Annotated in this window: 15 protein-coding genes; 4 read left to right on the top strand and 11 right to left on the bottom strand. The window is 39.8% G+C overall.

Annotated elements, in window-relative coordinates:
• Positions 1–50 precede the first annotated feature (50 nt).
• A complete protein-coding gene (locus AC5SLP_RS03825) occupies positions 51–761 on the top strand; it encodes a YebC/PmpR family DNA-binding transcriptional regulator (RefSeq protein WP_495253802.1) in 711 nt (236 codons plus the stop codon).
• Positions 762–828: 67 nt separating this feature from the next.
• Here the strand turns inward: AC5SLP_RS03825 and AC5SLP_RS03820 are convergent, their stop codons facing one another.
• Complete coding sequence (locus AC5SLP_RS03820) at positions 829–1,083, bottom strand: helix-turn-helix domain-containing protein (RefSeq protein ID WP_495253801.1); 255 nt, start codon at positions 1,081–1,083, stop codon at positions 829–831.
• Between the two features lie 242 nt (positions 1,084–1,325).
• Here AC5SLP_RS03820 and AC5SLP_RS03815 point away from each other — a divergent pair, with 242 nt between their 5' ends.
• Positions 1,326–2,927, top strand: coding sequence for a methyl-accepting chemotaxis protein (locus AC5SLP_RS03815; RefSeq protein WP_495253800.1), 1,602 nt, complete (start codon positions 1,326–1,328; stop codon positions 2,925–2,927).
• 46 nt (positions 2,928–2,973) lie between these two features.
• On the opposite strand, the gene AC5SLP_RS03810 is transcribed toward AC5SLP_RS03815, so the two are convergent.
• From AC5SLP_RS03810 to AC5SLP_RS03795, 4 genes are all read right to left on the bottom strand, one after another.
• Positions 2,974–3,663, bottom strand: a complete 690-nt coding sequence (locus AC5SLP_RS03810) for an MOSC domain-containing protein (RefSeq protein WP_495253799.1) — start codon at positions 3,661–3,663, stop codon at positions 2,974–2,976.
• A 94-nt stretch (positions 3,664–3,757) separates the two neighbouring features.
• Positions 3,758–4,135, bottom strand: coding sequence for an OsmC family protein (locus AC5SLP_RS03805; RefSeq protein ID WP_495253798.1), 378 nt, complete (start codon positions 4,133–4,135; stop codon positions 3,758–3,760).
• A 41-nt stretch (positions 4,136–4,176) separates the two neighbouring features.
• The gene (locus AC5SLP_RS03800; RefSeq protein ID WP_495253797.1) at positions 4,177–4,941 is read right to left on the bottom strand and encodes a class I SAM-dependent methyltransferase; all 765 of its coding nucleotides are present in this window, start codon (positions 4,939–4,941) and stop codon (positions 4,177–4,179) included.
• Positions 4,942–4,965: 24 nt separating this feature from the next.
• Positions 4,966–6,282, bottom strand: a complete 1,317-nt coding sequence (locus AC5SLP_RS03795) for a 2-isopropylmalate synthase (protein WP_495253796.1) — start codon at positions 6,280–6,282, stop codon at positions 4,966–4,968.
• A gap of 622 nt (positions 6,283–6,904) precedes the next feature.
• On the opposite strand from AC5SLP_RS03795, the gene AC5SLP_RS03790 reads away from it, so the two are divergent.
• On the top strand, positions 6,905–8,506 hold the full coding sequence (locus AC5SLP_RS03790) for a methyl-accepting chemotaxis protein (RefSeq protein ID WP_495253795.1): 1,602 nt from the start codon (positions 6,905–6,907) through the stop codon (positions 8,504–8,506).
• A gap of 55 nt (positions 8,507–8,561) precedes the next feature.
• Here the strand turns inward: AC5SLP_RS03790 and AC5SLP_RS03785 are convergent, their stop codons facing one another.
• Together AC5SLP_RS03785 and AC5SLP_RS03780 are read right to left on the bottom strand one after the other, a co-directional pair.
• Positions 8,562–9,176, bottom strand: a complete 615-nt coding sequence (locus AC5SLP_RS03785; protein ID WP_495253794.1) for a LysE family translocator — start codon at positions 9,174–9,176, stop codon at positions 8,562–8,564.
• A 114-nt stretch (positions 9,177–9,290) separates the two neighbouring features.
• Positions 9,291–10,142, bottom strand: a complete 852-nt coding sequence (locus AC5SLP_RS03780; protein WP_495253793.1) for an NAD(P)-dependent oxidoreductase — start codon at positions 10,140–10,142, stop codon at positions 9,291–9,293.
• 89 nt (positions 10,143–10,231) lie between these two features.
• Between AC5SLP_RS03780 and AC5SLP_RS03775 the strand changes: the two genes are divergently transcribed.
• Entirely contained in the window at positions 10,232–10,843 is a 612-nt protein-coding gene (locus tag AC5SLP_RS03775; protein ID WP_495253792.1) for a helix-turn-helix transcriptional regulator, read from the top strand.
• 46 nt (positions 10,844–10,889) lie between these two features.
• Here the strand turns inward: AC5SLP_RS03775 and AC5SLP_RS03770 are convergent, their stop codons facing one another.
• The 4 genes from AC5SLP_RS03770 to AC5SLP_RS03755 are packed head-to-tail and all read right to left on the bottom strand — an operon-like array spanning position 10,890 to position 15,477.
• Positions 10,890–11,465 (bottom strand): hypothetical protein, encoded by a 576-nt coding sequence (locus AC5SLP_RS03770; RefSeq protein WP_495253791.1) that lies wholly within the window; start codon positions 11,463–11,465, stop codon positions 10,890–10,892.
• A gap of 1 nt (position 11,466) precedes the next feature.
• Complete coding sequence (locus AC5SLP_RS03765; RefSeq protein WP_495253790.1) at positions 11,467–12,231, bottom strand: hypothetical protein; 765 nt, start codon at positions 12,229–12,231, stop codon at positions 11,467–11,469.
• Between the two features lie 4 nt (positions 12,232–12,235).
• Complete coding sequence (gene dbpA, locus AC5SLP_RS03760) at positions 12,236–13,606, bottom strand: ATP-dependent RNA helicase DbpA (protein WP_495253789.1); 1,371 nt, start codon at positions 13,604–13,606, stop codon at positions 12,236–12,238.
• Positions 13,607–13,617: 11 nt separating this feature from the next.
• Entirely contained in the window at positions 13,618–15,477 is a 1,860-nt protein-coding gene (locus AC5SLP_RS03755) for a sensor domain-containing diguanylate cyclase (protein ID WP_495253788.1), read from the bottom strand.
• Positions 15,478–15,490: the final 13 nt, after the last annotated feature.

Below are 15,490 nucleotides of genomic sequence, written 5' to 3'. Positions count from 1 at the left end.
AACGCTATAATCGCAACAATTTAGACTAAATAAAGAAGGAATTAACCCCTATGGGAAGAGCGTTTGAATACCGAAAAGCAGCAAAAATGAAACGATGGGGAAATATGTCGCGCGTATTTCCAAGACTGGGTCGTACGATTATGATGGCCGCCAAAGAAGGTGGTGGTGACCCTGAAAGTAATGCAAAACTTCGAACTGCAATTTTGAATGCAAAAGCCGAAAATATGCCTAAAGACAACATCGATGCGGCGATTAAACGAGCGCTTGGCAAAGATGCACAGACCCTTTCAGAAGTCACATTTGAAGGTAAAGGACCACACGGTTCACTCTTTTTTGTAGAATGTGCCACAGACAATAATACCCGTACCGTTGCGAACATCAAAAGTGCTTTTAAAAAAGCAGGCGGCGAGATGCTCAATAACGGTTCTTTAGAATTTATGTTTTCACGCAAAGCCGTTTTTGAGTTTGCAAAAACTCCAAATATGGACATTGAAGAGTTAGAACTTGAACTTATTGATGCGGGCTTAGAAGAGATTGAGGAAGAAGAAGGCGTGGTTTTAGTGTATGCAGACTATACCAACTTTGGAACACTTTCTGCCGCATTTGATAAACTTGGCATCGTTCTTACAAAAGCCAACTTGGAGCGCATCGCCAATACACCTGTTTCATTTACAGAAGAACAAATGGTAGACGTCGATAAAATCATCGAAAAAATTGAAGATGACGACGACGTTCAAGCCGTTTATACAAACGTAGGCTAAATTCTTTAGGGCTTTTACATGTAAAAGCCCTCCTCTATTTTCAACTCTCCTTTTACATGTAAAACGTTTAATAATTCTCTTCATTGAGATGATTATTAAAAAACTCCCTGATGTCCACATTTAAAATTTCTGCAATTTTGCACAAATGTTCAATGTTAAACTTTTTATTTTGAATCCCGTGTTCAGCCTTCGCATAAAATGCTGCGGATGCATGCCCTATTCCCAAAGCCATTTCAAGCTGGCTTTTGCCTTTTTTTTCTCGCAAGACTTTAACATTATGCCGTATTAGCGCGTGTAATTTTTCTATTTCATATCTCATCATACAATCGAAATCTTTCAAATTTAGTTGGAAAAGCCAACTTGTTCGGCAGTGTACTTTATCCATAATCTAACATCAAAGTCCTATAGGACATTGTTATCAAAACGTTATTAACTTATAATTCTAATATTTTATTAATTTAAAAAAAATTTATTCTTTTAAATTAGTTATTGAATGTATTATAAGATGAATTTACTCCAAGTTCATTGATGAATATCAAAATTTTTTGAACCAAAAGGGCCTTTATGTTCAGGACAATTCGTAGCAAACTTCTCTTCTTACTCCTTCTTTTTTTAGTGGCAACAAGCAGTCTAACTTTTCTTCTTCTTTCTAATACATCTAGGGCAGAAACGATTGCAACAAAGATACAATTGGTGGGCGAAATGCGCTCTTTAAGTGCGATGATAGGTACTTATGCTCGAGGCTATCAACTGACATATGATACAAAAAATTATGAAGGGTATGCTCAGACATATCAAAATTTTGTGCATCACATCGATACCCTGAAAAAGATAATTGATTCGGCTGAACATATAACGCTTCTTAATGCAATTCTTGCAGAAATAAACAATTACCATAAAAGTAATGAACAGCGATTTTATATCATCAAAGAGCATACGTTTCATACCCATGCACCAGAATTTTTAAACACAAAAGAGGGAGTAGCATTAAAAGCACTTAGCGATGAAGGAGCCCAACACTATTTTAAACTTCAAGAGATGATTGGGCAACTTACCCATGCTATTGAAACAACGGAATTAGAAAAATTAGCCCATGCCAAGAGGATTGGAATGATTGTTTCTGGCCTTTTAACACTGGTTGTGGTTTTTTTATTTATCCTTATCATTACTAAAATTAGACATTCTATCCAAAGTGCATCCAATGGCTGCACGTATATTATGCAAAATAAAGACCTTCATTATAAAATTTCAACCGAGGGCAAGGATGAAATTGCCCATATGATGAACATCTTTAACACATTATTATCAGGGCTTTCAAAAGCGATTGACCATGCTAAAGAAAGTGCCCATGAAAATGCAGCCGTTGCAGAAGAGCTTTCAAGTACCTCTTTACAGATTGGAAGCTCAACTGAAAATTCAGCCAAAGAGATTGAAAATACCACGCAAGCAACTGAAGCCGTTGCCTCTATCTTAGAGATGAGCGCACACAGTTCTTCTGAATCAGGTGAGGTGATTGCCAATGTTTCCAATGAACTTCAAAATGCATCGCATGAAGTTCTCGCAGTTTCTGAAGAGTTAAAACATGTTGTTGTCAATCAAAATGACCTTTCGGCCAAATTAGAAAACCTTGACCAAGATGTTACACAGGTTAAACAAATTCTTTCCGTCATTGCTGACATCGCCGAACAGACAAATCTTTTAGCACTCAATGCCGCGATTGAGGCAGCACGGGCAGGCGAACATGGGCGTGGATTTGCCGTGGTGGCAGATGAAGTGCGAAAACTGGCAGAGAGGACGCAAAAAAGTCTTGTTGAGAGTAATGCAACCGTTGCAGTTATCGTTCAATCGGTCAATAATGTATCCGAAATCATGCGTAACAGTGCTCACAATATTGGACAATTAGGTGAACGTGCCGAACAAACGCAAACACTGATGCTTACAACAGTCAATAATATGCATCATGCTAAAGAGTTTGCTTTAAAAACAGCACAAGATGCACACAATGGTAAAGAAAAAGCCATGGACATTATTAAGCGCATCCGCAACATCAGTATGATTTCAAGTTCCAATGCAAGAAGCGTAGAAGAGATAGCCTCTGCGGCGGAGCATTTAGCTAAATTATCAGAAGGGTTAAATCTATCGCTTGCAGAATTCAAAACGGCCTAGACCTCTGTGTTAAAACATTCTAGAGAGCTTTACATGTAAAACCTCTCTAGGTCGTTTTCATATAATCTAGATTGCCTTGCCCTGATAATCGCTTTTCAATACTCTCATAATAACTTATAGCCAAGGATGGTATACGCAATATCTCTTCAAGCATTTTTTGATGGCACTCTGGTTCTCGAAACGCTGTATTAGCTTGTAAAATAGAGATTTCTGTACCATGCTCTCGTATAACATGAATCGTATCGCCTTTTTGTATTTCGCCTTCTTGCAACACCTTATAGTACCATCCCGTAAGTCCACTGGTAAAAATTTCATTGGTAAAAGCCTTATGGTTCCACCTTCGCGAGATTTTCCAACACGGTTTTCGTGGTTGAGACACTTGCAAAATCGCCGAGCCTATTTGATGAATTTCACCCAACATGACAGTGCTTTCATGCAATCCACCAATCGTTAGATTTTCTGCTAATGCTCCATAGGGAAGCTGCTCGATATTTAAAAATGAAGCCCAATGTACATAGTTTTCATAGCTGTTCGCAAAGATGGCTTTATCAATTCCACCATGGTGCATTTTATCGGCTACTTCATCGCCAACCAAGCCATCAAAACGTGCCAACAAAGGCGAAAGGCTCACTTCTTTAAACGATGCGCTCTGCCACTCTTTTTCTAAAAAATCTTTTGATTGTGCGTCGCCATAGGTTTTAACACGTCCAATTTGTATTGAGATTACGCTTGCCATCCTACTCTCCTTCATTCTCTTTTCACATTTTAATACAACGGATGCTATTTTTCTTTGATATACATCAAAAGATTTTACATGTAAAAACTTTAGCCTACTTCAATTTAAACGATAACGGCTTGGAAAGTGTTGAACGAACGGAGCTACACTCTAATGCCTGTACCAGTTTTTGCGCATCTTCTTTAGAGAGTGAATTTTCAAACGAGACACTGTATTCAAACGTTGGCTGTTCGGGGTTCTCTCGATTTAAAGAGACTTGCACTTTCACCTCTTTCAGAGGGATGCAAAGTTTTTCGGCATGCATTCTCAGTGACATATTCATACAGCACGCCAACGCTGCCTCTAGTAGTTCATGTGGTCTGAAACCTTGCTCGCAACCACCTTTTTCTTTGGTTGTATCTGCATAAGCGCTGTACATTTCATTTGTAAATAAAGTCAGATACTTTTCATGCTGACTTTCGCTGACAATCATTGGTTTTTCCTTTTCATCGTTGTTTTTACATGTAAAAAAGTTTACTTGCTCAATTGCACTTCAAGGCGCATCATAGTCACATGCACCCTACCCTCGAAATCAAGTGGGCAAAGCGCACTATACGCTTCTATACACGCTTCAACAAACGCCTCTTTTTGGTCGCTTGGCACGGGGTTGATAAATGGAAACCATGTGGTTTCAAACCAACCGCGAAATGCTTTGAGACTTTCATGCACCATATCCTTAGGCACCAAATGTGCTTGGTGTGTGCTAAAACCTATGCCGTTTAACAATGCCTCGTACGCGTGATCCGAATGAAAGGTATACGGCGACTCAAATCCTTCAAAATAGTTTGCATACTTAGGAAGGATTTGATGGAAGGCTTCAAACACTTTTTCGCCATTGCCCTCTCCTCCCATCTGCAAAATCGCTCTGCCTTTTGGCTTTAGCGCTTGGTATATGCCTTGCAAAATGGCGTGATGGTCTTTCGCCCAGTGCAACGCCGCATTGGAGAACACCACATCAAAACGCTCGTTAAAAGCTAGAGCCTGTGCGTCCATTTGCATAAATGTAGGCTTTGAAAATGTTTCTTTGGCATAAGCAATCATCTCATGACTAAAGTCAATGCCAACGACTTCACCGCAGGTGAGACGACTCAACGCATCGGTAATTTTTCCATCGCCACACCCGATGTCCAAAATAGACTCATTCCCCACAAGTCCAATCTTTTCGATTAACTCTTTTGCCCAAACTGCCTGCCCTTTTGAATTTGCGGCATAGGCACCTGCTTTCCAGTGTTCGCTCATCATTTTTCCTTTTACATGTAAAACTTAAAGCTTACAAATTTGTCTAAATACTTTAAAAATCTCCTCCGCATTCACCTCGATGCCTTTTTCATCACAAAGCCTTTGCACTTCCGTGGCAATTTCCACTTGCATCGATTTTGTGGTTTCAACGCCGTAAAACTCCTTCAGCACATACGCCACACCCCCTTTGCCCGATTGGGAGTTAATGCGCACAACATCACGGTAATCCCGCTTGATATCCTTGGGGTCGATCACAAGGTACGGGACGTGCCAATAGCCATCTAACACCACCTTCTGATACTCCATACCTTTCTTTATTGCATCCTGATGCGTGCCCGAAAAAGCCGTGTAAATCATGGAACCTACATAAGGGTGACGGGGAGGAATGCTGCTGTGCGTCAAAGTAATGATCTCCTGCAAAATCGTGTCAATATTGTAAATATCTAACATCGGGTCAATCCCTTGCGAGTAAAGGTTGAACGCCAACGTAACCAAATCAACATTGCCTGCTCGCTCGCCATTGCCCAAAAGCGTTCCCTCAACCCTTTGTGCCCCTGCTAAAATCGCCATTTCGGCACTTGCTACCGCGCATCCTCTGTCATTGTGCGGATGAACGCTTAAGATAACGGAGTCACGTTCCAACATCTGTTTGCTCATCCACTCGATTCTATCGGCATAGATATTGGGCGTACACGCCTCTAAAGTGTTGGGCAAATTAATAACCATCGGTGCGTCTTTGGTCGGCATCCATTCGCTGATAACCGCATTCACCACATCGCGTGCAAACTCCAACTCTGTTTGTGAAAAACTCTCAGGTGAATACTGAAACAACACATCGCCCTCAAATTTTGCCGCCTCTTCTTTGATGATGCGTGTTCCCTCAGTGGCTAATGCGATAATCTCCGCTTTTGTTTTATTGAATACAATTTTGCGTTGATTGTCCGCTGTGGGATTGTAAAGATGCATCGTTACTTTTTTTGCGCCTTTCATTGCTTTAAACGTACGTTTGATATGTTTTTCAATCGAAGGCATCAAAACGGCAACGCGAACATCTTCAGGGATTAAATCGCGTTCAATTAACATTCGACAAAAGTCAAAGTCCATTTGAGACGCACTCGGATACGCAATCTCAATCTCTTTAAATCCCATCTCCACCAATTTTTGAAAATACGCCAATTTTTTAGTGCTGTTCATCGGCTCTACTAAAGCTTGATTGCCATCACGCAAATCGGTACTTACCCAGATAGGCGCACCTGTGATAACGTTACTTGCCCACTCTCTGTGCGCTAAATGTACCAACGGGTACGGTTTGTATTTTTTAAATGTTTGTGTGTTTTGCATAGTATTATCCTAATTATTATTTTAATCATGAGCTTAAATGTGCTCTTATTTGCCTGTAATGAGGCAGAAAAATCTTGTGTTAAGACAAGAAAAACAACAATGAAAATGATAAAAATTGAGCTAAATAGGTAGAGGTATCCTCAGGGCTAAAAAGCCAATTTAAAAATCAACAGTGAAAAAAAAGGGGTTAAGGATGAAGTATTAACGGAGCTTCAGGAGGAGGACGACGACGAGTGATGCGTTAGAAAATTGCGCAATGCTCTGAGGTTGATGTATGGTGTGATGGGTGATAAAAGTTTCCATCGGTTCTCCTTTAAAAATTTGTAACATGAAGTATAGCACAGAAGTAAAAAATTGCAAAATTAAGGAGATATCTTTTAGCTATTTTATGTTAGCTATTTCCATGCTACACACTTTATATATAATCACGAGAATGAAGTATTATAGATAAGGCATTTTTGTTTAGAAGAAAATAAGCCCAGTCATGCTCTTTTTTATAAAAGTTGTATAGATTTAGCGGGCGCACATACTTTAATCAATAGCACTCTGTACTTATACACTCTCATACTATTTCTTTCATCTACGGATATGTCATTACCCACATTTTTTAGGAGCACTCTATATGCTACAAACTATCAAAGCAAAACTACTCTTGCTACTTGCAATTGTCTTACTCGGAACAAGCGCGCTTAGTTATCTATTGGTATCCAATACCATTGGTGCCAAAGAAGCTGGTCTCAAAATAAATATCATCGGCGATATGCAAACCTATAATGCTGAGTTACTCATGCATGCCCGAGGTTATCAGCTCTTCTTCAATCCGGAAAATTTACACAGTTACAACGCTACTTACGATGAATTCATCAAACAAATTGATGTATTACACTCTCTTTTAAAAAATCCTGCCAATAAAAAAATGCTTGAAGAGATTAAACAAGAACTCGCTATTTTTCATGCTATCAATGGCAAACGCTCAGATATTATTGCTCAAAATAAGATGCTAATTACAACAGAAGCTTTTGAGCAAAGTGCGCAGGGAAAAGAGTTCAAACAACTAACGCTTGAAGCAAAAGATGAGTATTCAAAATTGGCTCAACAAATTGAAGTTTTGACACAAACTATTAAAGAATATGAATTTAACCTATTAGATAATGCCAAACTTCAAGGGATAATTAGCGCTATTTTTATCGTTTTATTTATTCTTTTTTTATTCGCGTATATCATCAAAAAAATTCGTAACTCCATTGAACACGCCTCTCAGAGTTGTTCTTATATCATGCAAAATAAAGATTTGAATCATAAAATTAAAACCATCGGAAAAGATGAAATTGCCGAGATGATGGATATTTTTAACGCTTTACTCACTGACCTTTCCCGCGCAATTAATAGCGCAAAACAGAGCGCTAACGAAAATGCCGCGGTTGCAGAAGAGCTTTCGAGCACATCACTGCATATAGGACGAAGCACAGAAAATTCAGCACTCGAAATCGAAGAAACAACCCAAGAAACTGAATCGGTCATTGCTATCTTAGAGATCAGTGCCGCTAGTTCTAACCAATCAGAACATATCATTGCTAATGTTTCTGACGAGCTGACAAATGCCGCTGAAGAAGTGCTTGCCGTTTCTGATGAACTCAAAAATGTGGTTGTCAATCAAAATGACCTCTCTTCCAGACTTGCTCATCTGGATCAAGATGTTGAGCAGGTTAAGCAAGTACTTTCAGTGATTGCAGAGATTGCAGAACAAACCAATCTTCTAGCGCTCAATGCCGCCATTGAAGCGGCACGTGCAGGTGAACATGGTCGTGGATTTGCGGTTGTCGCGGATGAAGTAAGAAAGCTTGCAGAGCGTACTCAAAAAAGTCTTGTTGAAAGTAATGCTACCGTTGCCGTCATCGTCCAAGCTGTCAATTCCGCATCGGACATGATGTATAAAAGTGCGACAGAAATTCAATCTCTTGGAGATCGTTCTGAAACGACACAAACACTGATGCGAACAACCGTCACCAATATGAATAACGCTAAAACAGTTGCTGTTAAAACAGCCAATGATGCCAAAATGGGTCGTGAAAAAGCCATTCAAGTTATTGAGCGTATTCGACATATTAGTGCTATCTCAAATACAAATGCAAGAAGTGTTGAAGAAATTGCTTCCGCGGCAGAACACCTTGCAAAGCTTTCTGAAAATCTCAATATAGCATTATCTCAATTTAAGACAGCCTAGCAATCATCCGCTTGTCACCAAGAGAGTTTTACATGTAAAACTCTCTTACAAAAGGTTATTTGTCGCTAAGAGCTAACTGCACGCCAAGTCCTGCAAATACAGTTGAAAAACCTTTTTTGAGCCTTGATTGAATGCGAGGCGATTCGATAACTCTTCTACGAAACAGATGTGCTAAAAATCCATAAAGCACAAAGACAACAAAGGTCATTGCCATAAAAACAGCACTTAAAAATACCATTTGCATCAGAGGTTCAGGACGGTCTAATTGAACAAATTGGGGTAAAAAAGCGAGGAAAAAAATGGTTAATTTTGGGTTGAGGATATTGAGTAAAAAAGCTTTAGTTGCTAAAGAAAACGCTTTCGTTTTGACACTCTTTTCATCCACGTCAAAGGTCCTTTTATCTTTCCATGTCATCACCGCAAGGTAAAAAAGATAAAGCGCTCCCGCATATTTTAACAGTGTAAATGCAACCGCGCTTGTATGCATAATAGCCGCCAAACCAAACACCGTTGCTAGAAGATGCGGCACGATGCCTAAAGTACATCCGAGTGCTGCGTAAACACTGGCCTTGCGTCCTTGAGCCAATGCCGTCGAAACCGTAAACAGAACACCCGTACCAGGAATGAGCACCACAATGAAAGATGTCATCAAAAATTCAATACTGAACATACGCAGACTCCTCAAAAGAGATAAGCGGTATTATAGAATATTGAGGCTAAAAGCGTGGCAAATCTTTGATAAACCAAGAAGCGTTTTACATGTAAAACGCTTCAAAGGCCTTAATTACGCTTTGAAAAGCTGATAGATGGAACTAAAGTCTTCATCGCCATATCCGCTCATTTTCATTTTAGAAAAGAGCTCTTTGGTGACACTTGCGGTATAAAGTGGGCGGTTTAGACTGTACGCCAAATCTTGCAAACAGTGCAAATCTTTGGTAATTGCCGCGGTGCTAAAATGCGGGCTAAAGTCTTCATCGATGAGTTTTTGTGTTTTCGCCGCCAACACGAGTGACTTTCCACCACCTGCACCCAAAATGTCCAAAAGCTCCTTTTTATCGATGCCACACGCTTCACCCAGTGCCGTACACTCGGCAATCGTTGCCATAAATGAGCCCAGACATAGGTTATTAATCAGCTTCATCTTCGCCGCAAATCCTGGCTCTTTGAGGTGAAAAATGCTCGAAGCAAATTTTGCGATAAGCGGTTTACATGCGGCAAACACACTCTCATGACCCGCACATACCGCAGTCAGTTCACCTTTGCTTGCAGGAACCACACTGCCTAAAACAGGCGATTCGAGGTAATGTCCGCCTTTGGCTTCCACCATGGCATGAAACTCGACCACATCGTTGAAATGATTAGTCGTAAGGTCGATGATGGTTTTGCCTTGAAGATGAGCGCTTAAGAGCCCGTTTTCCATCGTTAATACATCGCGTACGCCTGCGGAGTCAAACAGACACATCAGCACCGTGTCACATTTTTCGATGAGCGCTTTAGGGGAACTCTCACACACAAAACCTTTTGCCTCCGCTTTTGCCTTTGTTCGGTTCCAAACAAAAACCTCTTCATCCATATTTCCCAAACGCTTTGCGATAGCTGAGCCTAAATTTCCTAGTCCTATAAAACCGATTGACATAGTAATTCCTTGTAGTAATTTTTAGAATTATAGTCTAAATTAGACATTTTATCAAGATAAATTTGTAAAAGTTGTGTTATGATTTCGCCATGAAAAAAGAACTCAAACCTTATATCGCCCTATGCGATGCCATCACGAAACTGTTTTATCCTAACGTCGAAGTGGTAATGCATGATTTGGAAGCTAAAAAGCTTGTTCATATCGTCAATGCTTTCTCCAAACGTCGCGTGGGGGATGCCATGATTAGTGAGCTCAAAGACTTAGATGGCATCAAAGAAAACTGGGTAGGGCCTTACGATAAAACGAGCAGCGAAGGCAAACGCCTCAAAGCCGTCAGCATCATCGTGCGAGATGTGGAGGAAAAACCCATCGGGATGATTTGCATTAATTACAACACCGAACCCATCGAAACGCTCTTTGAATCACTCAAAGGCTTTTTACATGTAAACGACGCCACACCCAAACCCTCGGTACTTTTTTCCCAAAGTTGGAGGGAACATACCGATGAAACCATAGAAAAGTATTTAAGCAGTAAAAACATCGCCCTTTCAGGACTTTCCAGTGACGATAAAAAAGAGTTGGTGGTTTTCTTAGAGAGTGAAGGCATCTTCGCCATTCGCAATGTTGTGGGGTATATCTGCTCGGTTTTAAATGTCTCTAAGGCTACGATTTATAACTGGTTGAAGGCAGTAAGAAATTAGCACAATTTGATACTATTTTTTTCCAACAAAATGTAAGAAAATAGCATCATTCTTCTTTCAAAAGGCACGATTCCAACCATCGACAATATTCACGATACCCGTTCGCATCATAATTTAAAGACAACGGATTCATAAACCCATGCAAGTACGAACTTTTAATGCATGTTATAGCCTCTTTATGGATTAGTTTTGCTATCACTTCATCGACATCAAAATGTTTTTCACATTTTGGGAAAATAAGCGTGCAAGGAATCAATGGTTTCACCTCTAAAAAGTGACGAATTTGCGACGCGTAAAAACCATAAAAAGCTTTTATGTTTTTATCTTTGTGGCCATCTAACGCTTTCCATATTGCTGACGCTCCCATACTAAATCCTATTAAAATGACCGCTTTATTTGAGAGTGTAGCAAGTGCTTTGACACACAACTTGGCATAATGTTCAAACCCACAGCGTTGCACAAATACCTCATAAGCTTTATTTTCATCGTGAAAATCCATACATTTAGCCTCGTAAGGGTCGAGAATATGCACATCTTTGCATAAAAAAGATAGACGCTGTTTTAAGTCTTCTATGGCTTTTGTGTAGCCGAAAATATCGGTGGCTAAGAGAATGTGTGGCATATTATTTCTTTGTCATATTTATATCTGCAATAATTTTCCCACCAATAGGAAATGTAATAATCTGACTACCTTCATTATTTAAAAAAGCAATTTTCTCGTTATTATAAGCTATGAATACACCTTTTGCTACTTCTTGATTATCTTTATTCAAAATTTGAATGCATGTATTTGCTTGACTATGTTCAGGCACATAACAACCGTGTTCACGATATTCATTTATCTTTTTAGCTGCCATTTTTTCGCCTACTGACTGTGGTCCCATATACAGATATAATGCAAACATTAGAATTAGAGTTAGAACATATATAAATAATGTAAAAAGATAGACTCCAGCAAATGTCGTAGTCAATAATTGTGTAAAAAATTGTATTTTTGTAGATGAAAAGATTTTTTCTAAAAATGGAAATTTTACCAATATAGATTTTTCATTTTTAGGGCGTAATGCAAAGAAAACCATTATTCCTATTATCAGTGTTGCACTTATTATTAGAGACAATAGATTGCGCTGTAAAATCTCAATAAGAGCTGAAAATCCGTGTAAAGCAGCGATATATGAATAAAAATAAATGTCTTGAATTGATATAGGAAAGAAATCACTATTTAACCCAAGGTATCGCATATATGTATCATAAAATGCTTTTCCAATTACATATGCAATAATTGTTAAGCCTAATCCAACAATTGTTAAAATTGTTTGCAAAGAAGGCTTATTTTGGTTTGATTTTACATTTAAAACTTTATCGTTCTTTACTTCATTATCTTCCATATATTTACCCCAATTTCCAAATCTTAAACCGCCTATTTTTAATCGTCGTGGCACACAGTCCGTTAAACGCTTTATCGGCGTATTCGCGAGCTATGGCGACGTAAGAGAATTTCTCCAAGATGTCGATTTTACCGATAAATTTGCCCTCTAGTCCTAAGTCTTTGGTGAGTGTGCCCAAGATGTCGCCTGCTCGCATTTTTTGTTTTTTGCCTGCGTCGATGCAAAGGGTGATGTATTGGGCTTTTTGGGGTTTTGATTGGGTGGGATTGAGCGCGTCGATGCTTTTACATGTAAAGGCAAAATTGGCTTCTTTAAGCTCTTTCAAAAAGCTCTCTTCGCGTGGTGTGACAAAGCTCACCGCCATTCCCTCTTTTCCCATACGCCCGGTTCGTCCGATGCGATGGGTGTAGATTTCCATCGTTTGTGGTAGTTCGTAGTTGATGACCATCTCGACATCTTTGATGTCAAGCCCGCGCGACGCTAAGTCGGTTGCTACAAGAATTTGCGCACTACCGTTGGCAAAAAGAAGCAGGTGTTCGTCGCGGTCTATTTGCTCTAAATCGCCATGCAAACTAAGGGCGTCAAATCCTTCATCGAGTAGATAGCCTTGAAGCTCGGCGACTCCGATTTTCGTTTTGCAAAAGATGATGACCGACTTAGCATCACTCTGCAACAAAACCCCTTTGAGTGCTGCTTCTTTTTCGCTGGCTTCGACGGTGTAACAGACTTGCGTAATGTTGGGTGACGTATGTGCTTCTTCTTCGATGCTTACATGTAAAGCATCCTTTTGCACTTCATGGCACATGCGCTCAATTTCTTTAGGAAACGTCGCGGAGAAGAGCAAGGTTTGGCGTTTGCTTGGCATTTTGGCGATAATTTTTTCGATGTCTTCGTAAAAACCCATGTCGAGCATACGGTCTGCTTCATCAAGCACGAGCGTTTTAATGTGTTCAAAATTGATAGTCTTCTCTTGCAAATGTTGCAAAATGCGCCCTGGTGTGCCTACGACAATGTGCGCGCCATGTTCAAGGTTAATGCACTGAGGCACAAAACGCGTTCCGCCACACAATGTGACGATTTTGATGTTGTGCGCAAAACGGGCGAGTCTTCTTAGTTCACTGCTAACTTGTTCCGCCAATTCACGTGTGGGGCAAAGAATGACTGATTGGATGCGCATGGAGTTTACATGTAATCTCAAAAGAAGCGGCAAACCAAACGCAGCGGTCTTGCCACTGCCCGTTTTGGCTTTGGCGACAAGGTCTTTTCCTTCAAGCGCCAAAGGAATGCACTCTCTTTGGATAGGGGTCATGGAAACATAGCCCAAATCGTTTAAATTTTGGAGCATTTTTGGGTCTTGAATGTACGCGTTAAACATAGATACCTTTTCTAAAAATTTGCTTTTTGATCCCACAATTCTGTGGTAAATTGAACTGAACGGTTACGTCCGCTCTCTTTGGCTTTATACAAGGCAACATCGGCAAATTTAATCGCCTGCCAGAACCCGTCGGTATCGTTTGGAAAGTCACTCACACCGATACAAATGGTTTTTTTCAAAATGCCGTCATTGGTTTTAAAATTGAACTCTTCGACACTGAGGCGAATTTTTTCTGCGACTTGCAAACCATACCCAATTTCAGTGTCAATCAAAAGGATTAAAAACTCTTCTCCACCAAAGCGAATAACGATATCCGACTCTCTGACACTTTTTTTAAGGATATGCGACGTGTCTTTGAGGATGTTATCGCCCACATCGTGTCCGTATTTGTCATTGACTTGTTTAAAATAGTCCATATCGCACATCAATAAACTAATCTGTTTTTTACGGCGAAGCGTACTTGCGATAATCTGATTGGAATGGTCTTGTAAAAAGCGACGATTATAAAGTCCCGTAAGTCCATCGACCAAGGAGGATTCGCGAAGCGTATTCATCAGTCGTTTGGTTTCGATGACAGAAAGGGAGTGTTTGATATAACTCTCTGCTTTAAACAGCTTTTCATTGACGCTCTCACCTTCGTCACTGTTAAACACAAATTGTACCACAGCTCCGGCATGTCCTGAGACAATGAGTGGAATACACACGTGTTTTTTACCCTCTTCATGGATAAACTCTTTACACACGCCTTCATATTCAAACGAAGAGACTTTGTGTCCTGTCTTTTGGGCACGACACAGCGTACAACTGTGCAATATCTCTTCATTGCAACTTAAAAATTCTTTCTCATCTAGGATATGAGGATACACCACGTTCATGGTTTGTTTGGCAGGATTGACATCGAAAATGCGGTAATTGCAAATACCCGCTTCTTTTTCAAAAACCTCTCCAAGACGGGTATAGACCACTTCAAGGGAGCTGTCTTCTTCAATGACTTTTTTAAAGACCGTCACGCCATAAACAGTATCGACGAGTTTGTTGAACTCTTTTGAGAGTGTGCCTATCTCATCGCGTGACCTGATTTTAAGCTTCTTACTTAAATCCACTTCGCCCGTACCAATAGAATGAATTTGATGAATCATCGACTCAATTGGTTTGGAAAAAGCATCTTTTAACCAACGCGTAAAAAAGATAAGAAGAATGATAGCGACGATAATCACGCTCGCAATCGTGTTAATAGAAAAGCGAATAGTATTGGTCACTTGCTGTGTGTAGTCTTCATAGGTATTATCAATACGCTGACTCAGCGATAAGGACATTTTTTGCGTCAAAGCGACATGTTCTTCCAATGCTTCTTTTACCTGCGTAAATTCCAAAGAAGCGTCGCTTCTCTTTTTTTGAAGACTGCTGACAAGCTCTTCCATTGTATTGACTTCTTGTAAAATACTTTGAAGCGCGCTTAAGCTACTGCTATCATCTTTTGAGAGCGATTGGATAATCATTTCAAATATATTGCCGCTCATATGTTTTTTTTGTGTTCCCATAAGCGAAAGAGAAAGCGTGTTTTGCATCTGTGAGATAGGTGTTTTAAGGCTTACAAGGGTTGTTTCATCTTTACTAGAAGCGAGAGTTCGCTCTAGCGAAGAGAGCTCTGGAGCAAGAGAATAGACCACTTTCATATACGGTAATGTACTTTGGGTGATTTGTAAATATCGATAATGAATAAAACTCAGTGAAACTACGGCGACACTGCCAATCAGAACAAACCAAAAGAATGTTCCCAGTTCAAACAAAAGAAATTTTTGACGAATCGGAAGATTTACAAACGTAATAAACTGTACAAATCGTTGCCAAAAACCTGTCATTTTTTCCATATAGTGTGTCCTT

The organism is Sulfurospirillum sp. E15m (assembly GCF_059415145.1).
This window is presented reverse-complemented; position numbering and strand designations above follow the sequence as displayed.